The 18,548-nt window shown below is 56.2% G+C and carries 14 protein-coding genes and 3 tRNA genes; 13 read left to right on the forward strand and 4 right to left on the reverse strand.

Annotation, left to right across the window (positions count from 1 at the left end):
* Window positions 1-49 precede the first annotated feature (49 nt).
* The 11 genes from H7B67_RS19705 to H7B67_RS19755 all read left to right on the forward strand — a co-directional run bounded on the left by H7B67_RS19705 (window position 50) and on the right by H7B67_RS19755 (window position 10,029).
* Window positions 50-769 carry an ABC transporter ATP-binding protein gene (locus tag H7B67_RS19705; protein ID WP_425353890.1) on the forward strand — a complete coding sequence of 240 codons (720 nt, stop codon included), beginning with the start codon at window positions 50-52 and terminating at the stop codon, window positions 767-769.
* A gap of 10 nt (window positions 770-779) precedes the next feature.
* The gene (locus tag H7B67_RS19710; RefSeq protein WP_245363455.1) at window positions 780-1,826 is read left to right on the forward strand and encodes an efflux RND transporter periplasmic adaptor subunit; all 1,047 of its coding nucleotides are present in this window, start codon (window positions 780-782) and stop codon (window positions 1,824-1,826) included.
* Window positions 1,827-1,829: 3 nt separating this feature from the next.
* Complete coding sequence (locus H7B67_RS19715) at window positions 1,830-4,685, forward strand: ABC transporter permease (protein WP_185121567.1); 2,856 nt, start codon at window positions 1,830-1,832, stop codon at window positions 4,683-4,685.
* A gap of 4 nt (window positions 4,686-4,689) precedes the next feature.
* Entirely contained in the window at window positions 4,690-5,580 is an 891-nt protein-coding gene (locus tag H7B67_RS19720) for an ABC transporter ATP-binding protein (RefSeq protein ID WP_185121568.1), read from the forward strand.
* On the forward strand, window positions 5,577-7,103 hold the full coding sequence (locus tag H7B67_RS19725; RefSeq protein WP_185121569.1) for an ABC transporter substrate-binding protein: 1,527 nt from the start codon (window positions 5,577-5,579) through the stop codon (window positions 7,101-7,103). The genes H7B67_RS19720 and H7B67_RS19725 overlap by 4 nt, the downstream gene beginning before the upstream one ends.
* Window positions 7,104-7,208: 105 nt before the next feature.
* Window positions 7,209-8,753 (forward strand): ABC transporter substrate-binding protein, encoded by a 1,545-nt coding sequence (locus tag H7B67_RS19730; protein WP_185121570.1) that lies wholly within the window; start codon window positions 7,209-7,211, stop codon window positions 8,751-8,753.
* Between the two features lie 139 nt (window positions 8,754-8,892).
* Window positions 8,893-9,057: a hypothetical protein gene (locus tag H7B67_RS19735; protein ID WP_185121571.1), complete on the forward strand. Its 165-nt coding sequence runs from the start codon at window positions 8,893-8,895 to the stop codon at window positions 9,055-9,057.
* A 227-nt stretch (window positions 9,058-9,284) separates the two neighbouring features.
* Complete coding sequence (locus tag H7B67_RS19740) at window positions 9,285-9,488, forward strand: YycC family protein (protein ID WP_185121572.1); 204 nt, start codon at window positions 9,285-9,287, stop codon at window positions 9,486-9,488.
* A gap of 114 nt (window positions 9,489-9,602) precedes the next feature.
* A tRNA-Met gene (locus H7B67_RS19745) sits at window positions 9,603-9,679 on the forward strand.
* Between the two features lie 27 nt (window positions 9,680-9,706).
* Window positions 9,707-9,782 (forward strand) — tRNA-Ile (locus tag H7B67_RS19750).
* Between the two features lie 158 nt (window positions 9,783-9,940).
* Window positions 9,941-10,029 (forward strand) — tRNA-Leu (locus H7B67_RS19755).
* A gap of 489 nt (window positions 10,030-10,518) precedes the next feature.
* On the opposite strand, the gene H7B67_RS31500 is transcribed toward H7B67_RS19755, so the two are convergent.
* The 4 genes from H7B67_RS31500 to H7B67_RS19770 all read right to left on the reverse strand — a co-directional run bounded on the left by H7B67_RS31500 (window position 10,519) and on the right by H7B67_RS19770 (window position 15,585).
* On the reverse strand, window positions 10,519-10,746 hold the full coding sequence (locus H7B67_RS31500) for a putative holin-like toxin (RefSeq protein WP_425489466.1): 228 nt from the start codon (window positions 10,744-10,746) through the stop codon (window positions 10,519-10,521).
* Between the two features lie 469 nt (window positions 10,747-11,215).
* The gene (locus H7B67_RS19760) at window positions 11,216-12,196 is read right to left on the reverse strand and encodes a sugar ABC transporter substrate-binding protein (RefSeq protein ID WP_185121573.1); all 981 of its coding nucleotides are present in this window, start codon (window positions 12,194-12,196) and stop codon (window positions 11,216-11,218) included.
* Entirely contained in the window at window positions 12,177-13,778 is a 1,602-nt protein-coding gene (locus H7B67_RS19765; protein ID WP_185121574.1) for a response regulator, read from the reverse strand. The genes H7B67_RS19760 and H7B67_RS19765 overlap by 20 nt, the downstream gene beginning before the upstream one ends.
* A gap of 13 nt (window positions 13,779-13,791) precedes the next feature.
* Entirely contained in the window at window positions 13,792-15,585 is a 1,794-nt protein-coding gene (locus H7B67_RS19770) for a sensor histidine kinase (RefSeq protein WP_185121575.1), read from the reverse strand.
* A gap of 249 nt (window positions 15,586-15,834) precedes the next feature.
* Between H7B67_RS19770 and H7B67_RS19775 the strand changes: the two genes are divergently transcribed.
* Window positions 15,835-16,911: an ABC transporter substrate-binding protein gene (locus H7B67_RS19775; protein ID WP_185121576.1), complete on the forward strand. Its 1,077-nt coding sequence runs from the start codon at window positions 15,835-15,837 to the stop codon at window positions 16,909-16,911.
* Between the two features lie 123 nt (window positions 16,912-17,034).
* Window positions 17,035-18,546 (forward strand): sugar ABC transporter ATP-binding protein, encoded by a 1,512-nt coding sequence (locus H7B67_RS19780; protein WP_185121577.1) that lies wholly within the window; start codon window positions 17,035-17,037, stop codon window positions 18,544-18,546.
* Window positions 18,547-18,548: the final 2 nt, after the last annotated feature.

Raw genomic sequence — 18,548 nt, forward strand, 5'->3', positions numbered from 1 at the left:
CAGGAAGAAGCGGGAAGAACCGGGCGGCAGCCTGGAAGAGGCAGGGAAGATGGGGACAAGCGCGGAGGAGGGGCATGAGGGAGAAGAGAACAAAGAACCGCTTCTCGTCGTGCAAGGCGTGGAACGCTCTTTCGATGTGGGCTCTCAGAAGCTCAGGGTTCTGAAGGGCATCGATCTTAAGCTTTACCCGCAACAGCTCATCATGCTGAAGGGCCGATCGGGCTCGGGCAAGACGACGCTGATGAATTTAATGGGCGGCCTCGATACGCCGTCGCAAGGCCAAATTTTGTTCCGCGGCCAGCCGTTCCATGAATGGGACGACGACAAGAGAACCTCCGTGCGGCGGAAGGACATCGGCTTTATTTTCCAAGCGTATGCCTTGATGCCGCTGCTCTCCGCCTACGAGAACGTCGAGCTGTCGATGAGAATGGCGGGCATTCCGCGTTCGGAGTGGAAGGCGCGAGTCACCTCCTGCCTGGAGCTCGTCGGCCTGGGCAAGAGAATGCACCACCGCCCGTCCGAGATGTCCGGGGGCGAGCAGCAGCGGGTCGCCATCGCCAAGGCGATCGCGCACAAGCCCAGCCTCCTGCTCGCGGACGAGCCGACGGCGGAGCTCGATTCCCAGATGGCCGCGCAGGTGATGGCGGTATTCCGGGAGATCGTCGCGACGGAGAAGATCTCGATCTGCATGACGACACACGATACGACCATTATGGAGGTAGCAGACCATGTCTACGAGATGGTGGACGGCGTTTTCGCCCAAGGGTGAGCGTCAATCAATGAAGAAATCCAAAGCCGGCCTGCTGGCCGTCCTCTCGCTGTCCGTCGCGGTGACGGGCTGCAGCCTGCTGCCGGACGAACCGGTCGAGGAGGATCTGTCCGCGATTCAGCTGCCGCAGATCTCCAAGAGGCCGGAATACGAAGTGACGACGAAGACGCTCGAGAAGAAGGCTTCTTTCTCGGCTAAGCTTCTGTCCACGCAGGAGAAGTCGATTTATTACACTTCGAAGAGTTTAAACGGCAAGTTTATCAAGAAGCTCTACATACAGAACGGGGGCAAGGTGGAGGCCGGACAGGTCATCGCGGAGCTGGACGTGGAGGACATGAAGAAGTCGCTGCGCGACCAGCGCCTGGCGATGAGGAAATCCGAGCTCGCCATGAAGGAGACGATCCGCAAGAAGGACGAGATGGATCCGATCGAATTCGAAGAGCAGCAGATCGCGTTCGAGGAGCAGCGTCAGGCTATCGCCGATTTGGAGCAGGACATCGCGGACGCGGTGCTTACGGCTCCGTTCGCCGGCGAGGTGGTCTCCCTTACCGCCAAGGAAGGCGACGCGGTCGAGGCTTACAAGCCGCTAGGCGTGCTCGCCAATCCCAGCCAGTTGATCGTCGCCGCGGAGCCCTCGAAGGATTACCTGGAGATGATCACGGTCGGCATGGAAGCGCAGATCGACTTGAACGGCACCGGCACGGTAACGGGCAAGGTGAAGAGCCTGCCGACGAATACCGAGAGCAACAACGGCCAGAACGGCGGAGCGACGAACGTGAAGACCTTGGATCAATATCTGCTGATCGAGGTGAAGGATCTTCCCAAGACGGCGGTTCGCGGAACCTTCCTGACGGTGTCGATCATCCTCAGCCGCAAGGAGAACGCGATCGTCATTCCGCTCTCCGCCCTTCGCACGGTCGGAGCCCGCACCTACGTGCAAGTCGCCGAGCCGGACGGAACCAAACGCGAGGTGGATATCGAGGTCGGCCAGCAGACCTCGACGGATGCCGAAGTGCTGCAGGGCCTGACGCCGGGGCAGAAAGTCGTGGGTCAATAACGGATGGGGGCGCTGATCCGATTCCTCTTCCGCAAGATGTGGAATACGCGATGGCTGACGCTCAGTACACTGGCCGGACTGCTCCTCGCCGTCGCGTTCACGACAAGCATTCCGATGTACGCGGACGGGGCGCTTAAGCGAGTCGTCGCGCAATCGCTTCAGGAGAACAGCGAGGGACTCCCCGCGGGAGCCTTGCGGGTGCTCTATCAATCGACGGACGGCAAGACCGATATGGAAGGCTTCCGGAACGTCGACAAGTACATCACCGAAGACATACCGGCGAAGATCGGCTTCCCTCGGCAGGCGACTCAGAACAGCCTGACGATCCGGAGCGCCGACGTGCAGCCGGAGGATCCGAGCACGGTGGACGCGAGCCGGACCCGCAAGATGACGCTGAGCTCCTTCAGCGGCTTGAAGGATCAGGTCGAGCAGAGCGGGGGCGAGTGGTTCGCGGACCGGGCGGGCAGCGACGGAACGCTGCAAGCCGTCATGATGGAGGAGGCGATGTTCCGCAACGATCTTCACGTTGGCGACGTGTTGCTCTATCCCATCTATTCGGGCCTTAATATCACTCTGCGGGTCGAGATCGTCGGCACCTTCAAGCCGAAGGAGGATTCCGGCAGCTATTGGTACCAAGGGTTCGATAGCTTGATGTCGACTTTGTTCATCGCCGAGCCGGCGATGAAGGAGGACCTGGTCGCGAAGCAGGGCATTCCGCTGCAGATGGCGAGCTGGTATGCGGCATATGATCTGAGAGAGATCAAGACGAGCCAGCTCTCGCCTCTGGCGGATACGCTCGGCCGCATCGACATCGACGTGTTCCAGAAGCTGAACGGAACGCACCTGGACATCTCCTTCGAGGAGATGCTGGGGGAATTCCGAAGAGATAGCCTTCAGCTGCAAACGATGCTGTTCACGCTGGCCGCGCCGATGATCGCGATGGTGTTCTACTTCATCACCATGAACGCCCGCCAAGCGCTGGAGAAGCAGCGCTCCGACATCGCGGTCATGCGCAGCCGGGGAGCCGGCAAGCGCCAGATTCTGCTTATTTTCTTAATGGAAGGTATTCTTCTCGGAGTGATCTCGCTGCTGGCGGGACCGTTTATCGGCTGGTTCATGGCCAAGAGCATCGGCTCCGCGAGCGGGTTCCTGGAGTTCGTCAACCGCAAGGCGATCCCGGTCGGCTTCGGCACGGACAGCATTCTCGCGGGAGCCGCGGCCGTGCTCGTCGCGATCGGCGCGGCGGTTATCCCGGCGTTCGTGTATACGAGAACGTCGATCGTCGACCACAAGCGCCGGATGGCGAGAAGCGATCGCGCGCCGCAGTGGCAGCGATGGTTCATCGACATCGTGCTGCTGGGCGTGGCCGCTTACGGCTGGTACCTGTTCAACGAGCGCCAGATGGTCAGCTTCAAGACGGGAATGACGACGGATCAGCTGAACGTCCAGCCGTTCCTGTTCTTCGTTCCGGCGATCACTATTTTCGCGGCGGGGTTGTTCTTCCTTAGATTATTCCCGCTGCTGCTGAAGCTGTTCAACCGTCTCTGGAGATCGATTCTCCCCGTTCCGCTCTACCTGACGTTGACGCAGCTGTCCCGCTCGTCCCGCTCTTATTATCCGCTTATGATCCTGCTCATTCTGACGCTGGGTCTCGGGGTGTACAACGCCTCCGCCGCGCGGACGATCGACCTGAACTCGGAGGAGCGGATCCTGTACCAGTACGGTACCGACGTCGTCGTGTCGACGGTCTGGGAAGGAAGCCCGGACATCAGCTCCGGCGAAGGATCGGGCCAAGGCGGCGGCCAAGGCGGCGGACAGGGCGGAGGGCAAGGTCAAGGCCAGACGCCTAGGCCGTCGAAGGTTATTTATTCGGAGCCGCCGTTCGAGGTGTTCCGCACGCTGCCGGGCGTCGAGCATGCCGCCAAGGTGCTGCAAGCCAAGGTGAACCTGCTCGTCAACGACCGGTCGGCGGGCCAAGGAACGGTCGTCGGCATCCAGAATGTCGACTTCGCTCGCGTGGCGTGGTTCCGCGACGACCTGTATCCGGCAAGTCCGTTTCAATATTTGGCCCTGATGGGCAAAGGCGCGGAATACGCGCTTGTCTCCTCCAATCTGGCGGAGAAGTACAACCTGAAGCAAGGAGACCAGATCTCCGCGGTCATTCAGGAGCAGAGGGCCGAATTCATCGTCGCCGCCATTCTGCCGTACTGGCCGGCCCAGTATCCGTCCGAGTCGCCGTTCATCGTGGCGAACCTGGACTATATCTACGACGAGGCTCCGATGGCTCCATACGACGTATGGCTGAAGATGGAGCCGGAGGCGAAGGTGGCGCCGCTGATTCCGCTGCTTCAAGAGAAGGGAATCGAGATCGCCTCGATCAGCGACGCGAGAAGCGAGCTCATCACGCAGAGCAAGCACCCGGCAAGGGGCGGCGTCTTCGGAATCTTAAGCCTCGGCTTCCTCGTGACGATTATCGTCTCGCTGTCCGGCTACATTCTGTTCTGGTTCTTCAATCTATCCGGCCGGATCGTGCAGATCGGCATTCTGAGAGCGATGGGGCTGTCCCGCAAGCAGCTCACCGGGATGCTTCTGCTCGAGCAGGTGTTTACCGCCGGATTGTCCATCGGGCTCGGGATCGGCATCGGCAAGCTGACCAGCATGCTGTTCCTGCCGTTCCTGCAGACGACCGATAACGCCGCCGGCCAGATTCCGCCGTTCCGCGTCGTCTTCGACAACGTCGATACGAACCGGCTGTACATCGTCGTCGGCGTCATGATGGCGATCGGAGTCGCGATGCTGGTCGCCCATATCAGACGCTTGAAGGTCCACCAGGCCGTCAAGCTTGGAGAGGAGCGCTAACCCCATGATCCATTGCGAAGGGCTCGTGAAGATTTACAAGACGGACGATCTGGAGGTCGTCGCCCTCCAGGGCTTGAACCTGTCGGTTCAGGAAGGCGAGATGATGGCCATCATCGGCAACAGCGGCAGCGGCAAGTCGACGCTGCTGAACATTCTGGGCGGCTTGGACCGCCCGTCCGCCGGCCAAGTCAAGGTCGGTCCGTGGGACCTGCTTAAGGCGACGGAAGAAGACTTGGTCAAGTACAAGCGCGACACGGTCGGCTTCATCTGGCAGAACAACGCGCGCAACCTGCTGCCGTTCCTGTCGGCGCTCGAGAACGTCGAGATGCCGATGATGTTCTCCGGCAAGACGGACCGGGCGTACGCCAAGCAATTGCTGGAATGGGTCGGCCTCAAGGACCGGATGCACAACAAGCTGACGCAGCTGTCCGGAGGGGAGCAGCAGCGCGTCGCGATCGCGATCTCGCTCGCGAACAAGCCGCAGATGCTGCTCGCCGACGAACCGACGGGCTCCGTCGACACTCGCACCTCCGACATCATCATGGATATTTTCCGCAGGTTCAATCGAGAGCTCGGGCTTACGATCGTCATCGTCACCCACGACCTGTCGCTTGCCGGCAAGGTGGACCGCGTCGTCGCGATCCGGGACGGCCTTACGAGCACGGAGTTCATCAAGAGAAATCCGAATCTGGACGATGCCAAGGTTCCGCAGGAAGAGGGATCCTTGCTCGGAGAGGTTCACGAGGCGTACGTCGTCGTCGACCGTTACGGCCGGCTTCAGATTCCGAAGGAATACCTTCAGAGCCTCGGCATCAGCGACAAGGCGAGCTTGGAATTCGACGGAGAGAAGATCGGAATTCGCGCGCCGAAACCATTAGAGGGGGAAACCGCATGAACGTATTTACAACCAAGGCACGCAAATGGACGGTCGTAGGAATGACCTTAACGATGCTGGTTCCGATTCTCGCCGCTTGCAGCGGCGGCAACGACGACGACCCGAACAACCGCCGCACGCTCCGAATCGGAACGATGTACGGAAGCTCGCAGGACGAATCGTACTTCCGGCAGCAATATACCGACATGTTCGAATTGACTCATAACAACATCGATATCGAGATCGTTCCGGCCATCGACTACACGGAGACGCAATTCGATGAGCCTAAGGAGAACCAGAAGCAACCGGACCCGATCGAGAAGGTGAAGGAGATCATGACCGGCGAGAATCCGGTCGACGTCATGATCCTGGATTCCGGCGTGCTGGGCAGCCTCGTCCGCGACAATCTTCTTATGCCGCTGGACGCGAAGATGAAGGAAGACAAGATCGATCCGAACGACTACGTTCCGGCGGTCATCGAAGGAATCAAGGATCAGGGAGACGGGCAGCTGTACGCTCTTGCGCCTACCTATACTCCTTCCGCGCTCTTTTACAATAAGAAGATTTTCAGCAAATTGAACGTAAGTCCTCCCGCCGCCAACATCACTTGGGATCAATTGTTCACGCTGGCTCGTCAGCTGAAGAGCGGCGAGGGCAAGGATGCGACCTTCGGCTTCGCCTTTAACCAATGGGGCTATAGCGACGGTTACAGCGATATGATGAACTATGCTTCTCCGCTGCAGCTCAAGCTCTATGACGCGAACGCGGAGAAAATGACCGTCAATACGCCGCAGTGGGAGAACGTATGGACGACGATCTCCCAGCTGTACAAGGATCACATCCTGCCGACGACGGAGGATCTGCAGGTCGATCCGGCCACGATCGACAATACCAGATACAATCCGTTCCAGCAGCAAACCTTCTTCAACGGGAAGGTCGCTATGGTCATCGCGAATTACAACTTCATCAACGAGATCGACACCTACAACAAGAACTATCAGAAGTTCGAAGGCATGGAGCAGCTCGATTGGGACGTCGTACAGGTGCCGACCTTCGCGGAAGCTCCGGGAGTCAGCAGCTATATCTACATGAACTCGATGGCGGGCATCAACGCCAAGGCTCCGAATCCGGACGACGCTTGGGAATTCGTGAAGTTCATGAACGGCAAGGAGTGGGGCAAGCTGAGGTCCCGCAGCAGCTACGAGATGCCGGCGCTTAAGGAATTCATCAAGGTGAAGGACGGCATGTCCTACAACATCGACGCGTTCACGACGACGAAGCCGCTGCCGTCGCAGATCAATTACGCCGAGCAGCAGCTCCTCACCGAACGTCCGAACCTGTATATGATTCAGCAGCTCGCCCAAATCGAATTCAACAAGGTGATGCAGAATCAGATGACGGTCAAGGAGGCGCTCGCCGAGTTCGAGACGAAGGGCAACGATCTTCTGCAGAAGATCAAGCTGAATCCGACCGGCCAGATCGACGGGGTATTCGACGACGTTTACGGCGGAGGAGGAGGCGGGGGCGGCCCGATCCTCTACTAAGCGGGCACGATTATCATTCAAACTCATAACATCCATTACACCGCGGAATCGCAGACAAAGAGCTATAGAACTGGGTTCCGCGGTTCTATTATCAAGGAGGGGCTTATGAATACAAAGAAAAAAAGCATCGCCGCGACTTTATCCATTGCCATGCTGGTGCCGCTGGTTGCGGCTTGCAGCAGCGACAGCTCGGACGATCCGAACAACCGCAGAACGCTGAGAATCGGCATGCTGTACGGCAGCCCGGACAACGAGACTTATTTTCGCCAGCAATACACGGACATGTTCGAAATGACGCACAACAATATCGATATCGAGATCGTGAACGCTTACGACTGGAGCGAAATGCAGTATGCGACCGAGGAGGAGCGCAAGGAGAATCCTCAACCGGAACCGATGGAATTGTATAAGAAGCTCATGACCGGCGACAATCCGGTCGACGTGATCATGCTGGATTCGGGTTCCATGATCGGCGATCTGGTTGAGGCTAACATGGTTAAGCCGCTGGATCCTCTGTTGAAGAAGGATAAAATCGATCTTGCGGATTACGTGCCCTCGGTCATCGATTACATACGCGAACAAGGCAACGGGCAGATTTACGGGCTTACCCCGACATTCTCCTCTTCGGCGCTGTTCTATAACAAGAAGCTGTTCACCGACAAGGGAATCACGCCTCCGACGGACGATATGACCTGGGACCAGGTGTTTGCCCTCGCTCGCCAGGTGACATCGGGAACGGGGAAAGACGCCATCTTCGGATTTTCTTTTAACGACTGGAACAGCGGGTTGAACTTCTATAACGTGCAAAATATCGTAGCGCCGCTGCAGCTGAGAACATTCGATACGCAGGGAGAGAAGATGACCGTCAACACTCCTCAATGGGAGAAGGCTTGGGCGGAGCCGATTCAGCTTTATAAGGACCGCGTCATCCCTAAGGTCGAAGATTTCCAGCAAGAGCAGCCCATGGACGGCAATTACCGATACGATCCTTACGAGCAGAGACCGTTCTTCAGCGGAAGGCTCGCCATGATGATCGGCAGCTACAATCTGGTCAACGAGCTCGACGCCTTCAATCGAAACGTCAGCAAAATGAAGGATTACAAGGCGATCGAGTGGGGAGTCGTCACGTATCCGCAGTTGTCCGAGATGCCGGGCGTCGGAGGCAATATGTACTTGAACCAGCTCGTCGGAATCAATGCCACGGCCCCGAACGAGAAGGATGCCTGGGAATTCATCAAATTCATTAACGGCAAGGAGAACGCCAAGTTCAAGGCGAGAAGCCAATACGAGCTCAGCACGCTGCAGGAATTCGTCAAGCCGAAGGAAGGAGCTACCTTCAATATGGAGGCCTTCACGAAGCTGAAGCCGGTGTCGTATGAATCGAGCGATGCCGATACGCAGCTGTACAAGGACCGCCCGAACCTGAACCTTCTGTATAACCTGAGCGAGCAGGCTTTCCAGAAGGCGCTGAGCGGAGACATGTCGGTCAAGGAAGCGCTGGCGGATTGGCAGGCCAAGGGCGACGAGCTGCTTCAGAAAATCAAGGCGAACCCGACCGGCGAGATCGATATGACGCCTTACATGGATCCGAATGCCATGGACCAGAAGAATGCGATAATGGCTGCGGCCGGCATGGCCGTGGCTGGATGACCTTATCGTTGATAATGCATATGCTGAACCGCCCATCTCGGGCGGTTTTTGCTTCTTCGGGAAGGAAACGCGAGTAAGCGCAACGTCTGCCGTATATGCTAAGACCGTAGACAACTGACTTTTCCGGGAGGGAACTAGGGTGAGATGGGTGTACTGGTCCAGACTCTACGACAGCAAATTCCAAGCGGGATGTCTCGTGCGCCGAATGGAGAACGACGGCTGGCTGTTCGGCATCGAGATGCCGAGGGAAATCGAGGTTTACCGCTCGCGCAAAGGCAAGTATGGGGTGCGTTACGTGCCTTGATTATTGGAAGGACCGCGGCAGGGGAAAAGAGGCCGGCAGGACTAAGCTAGCTCGAGCTCTACGAGGCGCTTAGAGGCTTGATAGGCGTTTCGCAGGCCTTTGTAGGCTTGCGTAGAGTTGCCGGTCCTAGTTCTTGCCTGCACGCGGCTTTTGGGCTTAGCTTCGGTCTTACCTTGGCTGCGCGGCTGATTTTGTGGTATCGTCTAAAGAAGAAGGAGCGATGCCGAATGAGAAGAATGCCGTTGTCCGCGGATACCGCCGTCAAGCTGGCCAAGCACCTAAACGTGCCGTTGGAGCACCTGATGCATATGCCCCAGCATATTCTGATCCAGAAGCTGGCGGAGCTGGCCAAAGCTGAACAGGCGGAGAATGAGGCCGATAAGGCAGAGGAGAAGGCAGAAGGTAAAATCGGGAATAACGAAGAGAAATAATTCATATCCTTTAGTGAAAAAACCACAATTATTTCGGTTTTAGCCTTGACGCAGAGGATGGAAGTGTTGTATATTAATTCTTGTCGCCGTAAGAAGCGCGACCGAATACAACGACGCGGGGTGGAGCAGCCCGGTAGCTCGTCGGGCTCATAACCCGAAGGCCGCAGGTTCAAATCCTGCCCCCGCAACCAATTCCTCGTAGGACCCATAACGAACGAGGGCCCTTAGCTCAGTGGTTAGAGCTGTCGGCTCATAACCGATTGGTCGGGGGTTCGAGTCCCTCAGGGCCCACCACCAGACAACCTTGAGAATCAAGGTTTTTTTGATTTTTAGGGGCCTGTTTTTTATTGCCGATTGATCTGTTTTAATGTTTGACGAGTCGGGCTTGTTCATGGTAATATGTAACTCGTTGACCGAACGAACGGCCTTTCGTTCGCGCTTTCAATCGACATGCCGGGGTGGCGGAATTGGCAGACGCACAGGACTTAAAATCCTGCGTAGGGTGACCTACGTACGGGTTCGACCCCCGTCCTCGGCACCATACTTAAAGATTGAAATCCCTTGATGCAAGGGATTTTTTTGTTCTTCCCAACGGGAAAAGTTTCGGCAAATTCATGAATGACCCGTACCTTGAGATGCGTTGGGGACGGATTGGGGACGAACTTCAGAAGTCGCTCGCTTCTTCCGGCGGTCAGCGTTTGGAACCCCGAAGAGTTTACTTTTTTTTCTTTCTAAATACACCAAACACAACCGCTAGAATAATAACAACGATTAAAAAATCCATAATGTCACCTCTAGTTTGAATTATAGCATGAGCAATTGTTGTTTGAATACGAAGGAACATGGCATTAGGGGCTTAACTCTCTCCGCATATCGTTGGCCCTAATGGGAGGGCATATGGAACATTAAGAGGTCACACGATAATGGGCCCAATCGACGAAGCGATCGGGCCCAGCAGCCTGGCATAGGCGGCTCTATGTCAGCATGGCTTCACCGACGCACTTGCAACGGCGAACGAGCCGAATACGGGTTACTTCCTCTTTTCAATATACGTGAGTAAAGAAATGAGGAATAAACCAAAAGCAACGATGACTGACAGGCTTTGAAAGAGATCCACAACGACTCCTCCTTTCGCAGGAGTGCTGTCCGCCTTCTTCCAAGCTGCAAGATTAGCATAATATGATTTGGGTATTATTGTAAGTTGATCGCGCACTATTCTTTCTTGCGGATTCGACACGCGCACCGAGCATTTCGGCACATCCAAGGTCTGTTTCTCTGTTAAATTAGGAGGATAGATCGAATCAGCAAAGTTTTTCTAGCGTTTGTACAATCCTCTTCTGTGATGCATAAGAAACAATTACAGAATCGAAAACAATAGGATGATGATTGAACAATTAATCGAATTGGTTGTTTTCTGTAAATTTAACTTGATGTAATATCTATCCAAGGGCGTTTATTTTTGAGGGTTTACTATCTTGCATACAATGGCAAGCGTGTAGGCGCGCCGCTACCTCGTGAAGAAGCGATCTTGCTCTTATTTACGACAAGAGGGAAAGTCAAGGGCTTATCCATTCAAGTTTGGAAGAATGGCCGAATGATAAAGCAGATTCCGAACCGGCCGCGCTAACGACGCTGTTCGGAATTCACAATAAGCGCGTTGTTGCAAATTCGTTGATTCTCAAGATAACGAGGCGTTCTCGCCAACAAAGGGAAGAATGCCTAATGACTCACCTAACATCCGCCTGCTTAATCTCCCTAATCCCCGTATCGATAAATCCGGGTAACTGCCGACCATCGCTTACCTTGATCAGCGTATCGACGATCGATCTTCCCCAATTCTGCTCGTTCTGGGAAACGATCGCGGTAAGCTGTCCGTTCTCCAGCGCTTCGATGCTTGCGGGGTTATTGCCCATCGAGAGGAAAATTCTATTCAAACCTTTCGCTTTCCAGATGAGAGTCCCGGCGGAAGCGGAGACGGCGTCGAGGCTGATCATCGCGCTGAAGTGCGGATGCTCGCCGATCATGGTCTCGATGTCCTTCATGGCCCGTTCTTCGTTTCCTTGATTATAACGAACCTCGAGGACCTCGATCGAGGATTCCTCGTTCAAGTACTCGAGCAGCGCCTCGAGCCTCTGATGCAGGCCGAGCATCTCCTGCATGCCGGTCTCCACGATAATCATCCCCTTGTTGCCCAGCAATTGACCGATCGTGATCGCGATTTGCCTTCCGGTCGCGTTATTGTCTGCGCCGATATAGGCGGTTCGGCCGCTCCCCGGAGCATCCGATTCGAACGTGATGACGGGAATCCCCTTGGATACGGCTTTGCGGATAACGGGAGCGAGCGCGTCGGAGTTCACGGGGGAGATGGCGATCCCGTCGACATCGAGCTTGATCATCGATTCCATGATCCGGATTTGCTGCTCCGTGTTCGCTTCGTCCGGCGCGCTGACCAATAGAGTCACGTTGCGACTCTCCGCGGCTTCTTTGGCATCTTGAGTGATCGTCTCATAGGTCGTATAGGTCATCGGGTAGATGATACCGAACGTTCGGTCCGATACGGGCGCATCTGCGGAGGAGACGGAGTCGGTCGCCTTAGGCGAGCTTGCGTTCCTATCGGCGCCGATACAGCCGGTTGCTGCGAGCAATAGAAGCGCATAGGCAAGTAAACCCCGAATGAAGCGTTGGATGCTAGTTCGTCCTTCTATCATCAGTTGCCTCCGAATGGCCGGCTTTGGGCTCCGCCGTTCCTTGGTTTCGATATTCCTTGGGCGTCATGCCCGTCATCTTCTTAAACAGGTTCGAGAAGTAGTGCGGGTCGCCGTATCCGACATCGTAGGCAATCTCGAACATCTTGTTCGGGGTGGACTTCAGCAGCTCCATGGCCCGCCGGATTCGTACCTGCGTTAGATATTCGGTCAAGGTCTGGCCCATCTCCTGACTGAAGATCTTGCTCAGATGGCTGGGGCTGATTCGGACGTGAGACGCTATCTCCTTAAGGGACAATTGATCGTTGGAAAATTGATCCTGGATATACGCTTTGACTTTGTCGATCACTTCCCCGTACTTATCCGAGCACTCCTCGCGCCACTGCCATAGCTGAAGAAACAGCGTGTTCAGGTACTCGAGGCAATCTTCCCAGGATGCTGCCCTGCGCAGCGACTGCTGCATCCGTTCGATCCGATCCGCGGGATCCTCCGGCGAGCGGAACCATTGCTTCGCGACTCGGAACGCCTCCAGGGTCAGGTCGTTCAAGAGATAGAAGCCGTAGGAGGAAGAGCGCCAATCGATTCGTCTCAGGTCCTCGGCGAACTCCCGGACGAAGCCGTCTCTCTGGGCGAGGGTCCCGATCTTCAGGAAGTCGAGGAATTTGGCGCGATCCAGCAGAATGTCCGTTTTCTCCCGGAAGGTAGCTTCTTTAAGAGAGATCTTGTTCTGCCGGGTTAATCGAGTGATGTACTGGTCTTCCGTGGCTTCCAAGTAGGAGAAGTGAATGCCCTGCAAGCGTTCCTGCAGGCTGCCTATGCCTACCGTGATCACGCACCCGTACTGTTCCTCGAGCTCCGATCGAATCCGCGCTCCTATCGGCTCGATGGAATCGGATAAGCTATCCGCGACGTTGCTCTTGAAGATGCGAACGAGCTCGGTTCGGCCGCGTACGAAGGTGAAGCCTTCCGCCGCGGGCACGTTCCAACGATCGATTCCCGCTTGGATGGCGAGAAGCTCTTCGTCGCTCAAGGCGCCGGCATCATTGAGAGCCCTAACGTCCAGAACGGCTACCCGATAAAAGCGCGCTCTGATCGGCAAGGAGAGCTTCTCGGCGAATTCGATGGCCTCGGCCGCGGCGATCAGCCCGCCGCAGAGATCGGAGAGCAGCTTCTCCTTTGTCATCCCCTGATTGCGCTTGGATTGCTGCTCCTCGTCAATCTTGCGGCTGACCTTATGCAACAGCTCCACGAGCTCCGACGAGCTGACCGGCTTCAGGCAGTAATCCTCCACTCCCAGCCGGATGGCGGCTTGGGCAAAGCGGAATTCGTCGTGCCCGCTCATGACGATGACTTTGACGTTAGGCATTTGTTTGTTCACGACGGAGGCCAGCTCGAGGCCGTCCATGAAGGGCATCTTGATGTCCGTGATCAGGATGTCCGGTTTCTGCTCCTCGAGAAGGGGAAGCGCCATTTCGCCGTCCGAGGCGTCTCCGCAATAGATAAACCCTTCTTTCTCCCAATCGACGCATCGCCTTATCGTCTCGCGAATCAGAATCTCATCGTCCACGATCATGACTTTTTTCACGAATATTCCCTCCTTATTTTTTGGGAATCCGTATCGAAATCTTGCTTCCGATCTTGTATTCGCTGTCCAGCTCGATCCCGAATGGATAACCGAAGTAGAGCCGAATCCGATGATGGACATTGGCGAGACCGAACCCGCCTTCCCGATCATCGTCCGCCAGAATGCGAGCGTCGGCGGGCTTCTCCAGCTCCTCGCGGAGGGAAGCCAGCTTCTCGGGAGGAATGCCGATGCCGTTATCCTCCACGGCAAGCACGATGGAATCGTTCTCGGAATAGCCTCCGATCCGGATCATGCCCAGCCCTCGCTTGTTCTTGATCCCATGGTAGATGGCGTTCTCGACAAGGGGCTGCAGGGACATCTTCATGATCGGATACACCTGCAGCGACGGATCGACGTCGACCCGATATTGCAGGATATCCCGGTATCTCATCTGCTGGATGACCAGATAATTTTCCGCGTGCTCCAGCTCGGTCTTGATCGACACCCAGTCCCTTCCTTTGTTGAGGCTTAAGCGGAAGAAACGGGAGAGGGCCTTGACCAGCTTGATGACGCTCTCCTTGTTCTCGTCCTCGGCCATCCACAGAATCGAATCCAGGGCATTGTACAGAAAATGAGGATTTATCTGCGCCTGAAGCGTACGCAGCTCCGCCATCTGAACCCGTTCCTGCTCCAGCCGGCTCTTTTCCATCAAATTCTTGATGTTATCCAGCATGATATTGAAGCTGTTGCCCAGGTCGGCAATCTCGTCGTCGCCGTTCGGCTTGACCTTCGCGTCCAAGTAACCGCTTGCAGCTTTGCGCATCTTGTTCATCAGGATCTGAATCGGCCTCGTAATTCGATTGGTCAGGAAGAAATAAAGGGTCAGGGCAAAGACGGCGCTTAGCAGAACGCTTAGGATGATCAACTGCCGGATACCGTAGGCTTCCGCGACAATCTCTTTAAGTGGGGCAACCCCGATAATGGTCCAGCCGGTCTGCTTCGATGCCCCGTAGACGACGAACTGCTTGGAAGGGGCTTTCAGGACGAAGCTGTCGCTCTCCGCCCGAAGGGGCTGGGCGGCAGCGATTTGATTCATCGCTTCCGGGTTCGCGCGCGACGCCGGAGGCTGGAAGATCGTCGATCCGTATCCGTCCATGATATAGAAGAAGCCCGTTTTCCCTATGCTAGCCTCGGAAAGAGTCCGTTCGATCAACGAATCGTCCAGATCGACGATAATGAAGCCGATGACTTCATGAGTGATCCTCTGGGTGACGGCGGCAATGATCGAAAGCGCATTCTTATTCGAATAGTCGAAGCCGTCCAACCGATCGGAAGCCGTGGTCTCCGAATAGGGAAGCCTTAGGACGACATCCGGATACTGTGTCAGATATTGAAAGTGAGGATTGCGAAGCGGGTTGCGATCCAGCTGGAAGACGCCTTTCCGTTCGCTGATCCCTTTGCCATAGAAGTTGACCATGGAGATATTCAGCACGTTGTCGAACTTGTTCGTGTCCCGGTAGAGCTGGAACGTCTGAAGTATGGATTTGGCTTCCTCGTAGGTCTCGGATTGAGAATAGAGGAACTGCAGCACCTGCGGGTTGTTGCCGAGCTCCAGCAGCTTCTCCGCGTCTTCGAACAGAGTGTCGATGCTGCGCGCCAATTGCTCCGCCGCCAGCTGAGCGGAGGCCTTGCTATGATTCGAGACGGCGGAATACGACTTCTGATAGGAGATAAGGCCGACGACGAGAAGCGGCACGGCCGTAAGGATAATAAACATGCTAAGGAGCTTGGCACGCAGGCTTGACGTCATCCACTTGAATAGCTTCATAAGCCCTTCCTCTCGACAGGGAAGATTTGCGATTTGAGGGTAATTATAGCTCATTTTTAGAGGGGATAGAGAGAGTGCTTAGAATAATACACGTTTTGCGTAAAAAATTATACCTTTGCCCCGGACAAGCCGCGAACTCCCAAAAATCTCCCAGCAAACTCGAAACGGACTCCGTATAAGGGCTTTCGGAAACGGTCCTATAATGAGGTCACACCGACTCCGGTGAACTTATGGGGAGGATAAAGCCTAATGAAGAGCAAGAAAAAGTGGGGAAGCGGCCTAGCGCTCGCGGCGCTGATCGCGCTTACGGCCGCGTGCGGCAATAACGGCAACAATGCAAGCAATTCCGGAGGCGATGCGTCTTCCGCGCCGCCGGCCAGCGAATCAAGCAGCGCAAGCCCGAGCGCCAGTCCAAGCGCCGGCGCAAGCTCGGAGGCGCCGGCGGGCAAGACTATCACGCTTGGCTTCGCTCAGGTAGGAGCGGAGAGCGGCTGGCGGACGGCCAACACGAAGTCCATTCAAGACTCGGCGAAGAATGCCGGTTTCGAGCTGAAGTTCTCCGATGCGCAACAGAAGCAAGAGAACCAGATCAAAGCCATTCGTTCCTTCATTCAGCAGAAGGTGGACGTCATCGCCTTCTCGCCGGTCGTGGAATCCGGCTGGGATACGGTGCTGAAGGAAGCGAAGGATGCGGGCATCCCGGTTATTCTGACGGACCGCGCGGTCGATTCCAAGGACACGACGCTATACAAGACGTTCATCGGCTCCGACTTCGTCGAGGAAGGCAAGAAGGCCGGACAATGGCTGGTCGACAAGTATAAGGATGCTTCCGAAGACGTCAACATTGTCGAGCTTCAGGGCACGACGGGATCCGCTCCCGCGAACGACCGCAAGGCCGGCTTCCAAGAGGTGATCGCCTCGAATCCCCATCTGAAGATCATCGCTTCCCAGACGGGCGACTTCACCCGCGCGAAGGGCAAGGAAGTCATGCAAGCCTTCCTGAAGGCGCATAAGGACATCGACGTTCTGTATGCTCACAACGACGATATGGCGCTGGGCGCCATTCAAGCCATCGAGGCTGCCGGGCTCAAGCCGGGCGAAGATATCGTGATCATCTCGGTCGACGCCGTCAAGGACGGCATGACCGCCGCTTCGGAAGGCAAGATCAACTTCATCGTCGAGTGCAATCCGCTGCTCGGGCCGCAACTGATGGAGGCCGTCCAAGCCGTTGTCGACGGGAAGGAGATTGAGCCTCGCATCGTCACGAAAGAGACGACCTTCACTTCCGAACAAGCGAAGGAAGCTCTGCCGTCCCGCGAATATTGAGCGAGTCATAAGCACGAGAGCATTTGAATGGCGAGGAAAGTCACTCCATCGGGCCGATCGCCTCCGGGTGGCTTTTCTCGTTTCATGCTAGAGGGAGATAGATAGAAAGAAAGGAAGGATACCATGACCGTCCCATCGCCGATTCTGCAGATGACGGGCATTACCAAGGCTTTTCCGGGCGTCAAGGCGCTATCGAACGTGGACTTTCGGTTGTTCCCCGGCGAGGTTCATGCCCTGATGGGAGAGAACGGAGCGGGCAAGTCGACCCTCATCAAGGTTCTGACGGGCGTTTATTCCATCGATGAGGGCAAGGTGACGATGGAGGACAAGACGATCTCCGTCTCCGGACCGCTGGAGGCGCAGAAGGTCGGAATCAGCACGGTTTATCAAGAGGTCAACCTGTGCCCGAACCTGACCGTTGCCGAGAACATCTTCATCGGGCGCGAGCCTTGCAAGCTCGGGCGGATTCAGTGGCGGAGAATGAATGCCGAAGCCGAGGAGCTGTTAAAGGAAAGGCTGAATCTCTCGATCGATGTCGCGCATCCGCTGCAGAGCTATTCGGTGGCCATTCAACAATTGGTGGCCATAGCCCGGGCCTTAAGCATCTCCGCCAAGGTGCTTATTCTGGACGAACCGACGTCCAGCCTGGATCAGAACGAAGTGAAGCAGATGTTCGCGATCATGCGCAAGCTGAAGAGCGAAGGGCTCGCGATTCTGTTCGTCACGCACTTCCTAGATCAGGTCTACGAGATGTCGGACCGGCTGACGGTTCTTCGCAACGGGGAGCTGGAGGGGGAATACCTGGCCGCGGAACTGCCCCGATTCGAATTGGTTCTGAAGATGATCGGCAAGGAGCTTAAGCTGCTGGAGGAGCTGCCCAAGCTGTCTACGGAATTCAAAGAGGAAGCGGGCAACAAGATGATCACCGCTTCCGGTCTGGGAAGGAAGGGCGCGATCGCTCCCTTCGATCTGGCTATTCGCAAAGGAGAAGTCGTCGGACTTGCCGGGCTGCTCGGTTCCGGAAGGACGGAGCTCGCACGTCTGCTGTTCGGGGCGGATCGTCCGGACGAAGGGACCTTAACCGTCGAGACGACGGGGCAGACGGTGAAGTCGCCGCGCCACGCGATCGATCAGCGGATCGCCTTCTGCTCGGAGAATCGGAAGACGGAAGGCATCATCGACGATCTGACCGTACGGGAAAATATCATTCTTGCGCTTCAGGCGACGAAGGGATGGTTCAGGCCTATTCCCAGAAAGAAGCAGGACGAAATCGCGGAGCGGTACATTCGGATGCTCAACATCCATCCGGGGAATTCGGAGCATCTGATCAAGAACCTGAGCGGAGGCAATCAACAGAAGGTTCTGCTCGCCAGATGGCTGCTGACCGAGCCGGAATTGCTCATCCTCGACGAACCGACGAGAGGGATCGACGTGGGGGCCAAGGCGGAGATTCAGAAGCTCGTCCTCTCTCTTGCCAAGCAGGGGATGGCGGTTCTCTTCATCTCCTCGGAGATGGAAGAGGTCATTCGGGTGAGCGACCGTGTCGCCGTGTTAAGGGATCGCCGCAAGGTCAAGGAGCTCGGCGGCGGTCAGCTCACCCAGCAGCATATCATGGAAGCGATGGCGGGAGGATAACC

This window comes from Cohnella thailandensis, assembly GCF_014212135.1.
In the GTDB taxonomy this organism is placed as follows: Bacteria; Bacillota; Bacilli; order Paenibacillales; family Paenibacillaceae; genus Cohnella; species Cohnella thailandensis.

Coding starts and splice junctions, on each gene's coding strand:
- H7B67_RS19705 (WP_425353890.1), top strand. CDS start 50: ATGGGGACAAGCGCGGAGGAGGGGCATGAGGGAGAAGAGAACAAAGAA.
- H7B67_RS19725 (WP_185121569.1), top strand. CDS start 5,577: ATGAACGTATTTACAACCAAGGCACGCAAATGGACGGTCGTAGGAATG.
- H7B67_RS19775 (WP_185121576.1), top strand. CDS start 15,835: ATGAAGAGCAAGAAAAAGTGGGGAAGCGGCCTAGCGCTCGCGGCGCTG.
- H7B67_RS19715 (WP_185121567.1), top strand. CDS start 1,830: ATGGGGGCGCTGATCCGATTCCTCTTCCGCAAGATGTGGAATACGCGA.
- H7B67_RS19730 (WP_185121570.1), top strand. CDS start 7,209: ATGAATACAAAGAAAAAAAGCATCGCCGCGACTTTATCCATTGCCATG.
- H7B67_RS19770 (WP_185121575.1), bottom strand. CDS start 15,585: ATGAAGCTATTCAAGTGGATGACGTCAAGCCTGCGTGCCAAGCTCCTT.
- H7B67_RS19780 (WP_185121577.1), top strand. CDS start 17,035: ATGACCGTCCCATCGCCGATTCTGCAGATGACGGGCATTACCAAGGCT.
- H7B67_RS19740 (WP_185121572.1), top strand. CDS start 9,285: ATGAGAAGAATGCCGTTGTCCGCGGATACCGCCGTCAAGCTGGCCAAG.
- H7B67_RS19720 (WP_185121568.1), top strand. CDS start 4,690: ATGATCCATTGCGAAGGGCTCGTGAAGATTTACAAGACGGACGATCTG.
- H7B67_RS19710 (WP_245363455.1), top strand. CDS start 780: ATGAAGAAATCCAAAGCCGGCCTGCTGGCCGTCCTCTCGCTGTCCGTC.
- H7B67_RS19760 (WP_185121573.1), bottom strand. CDS start 12,196: ATGATAGAAGGACGAACTAGCATCCAACGCTTCATTCGGGGTTTACTT.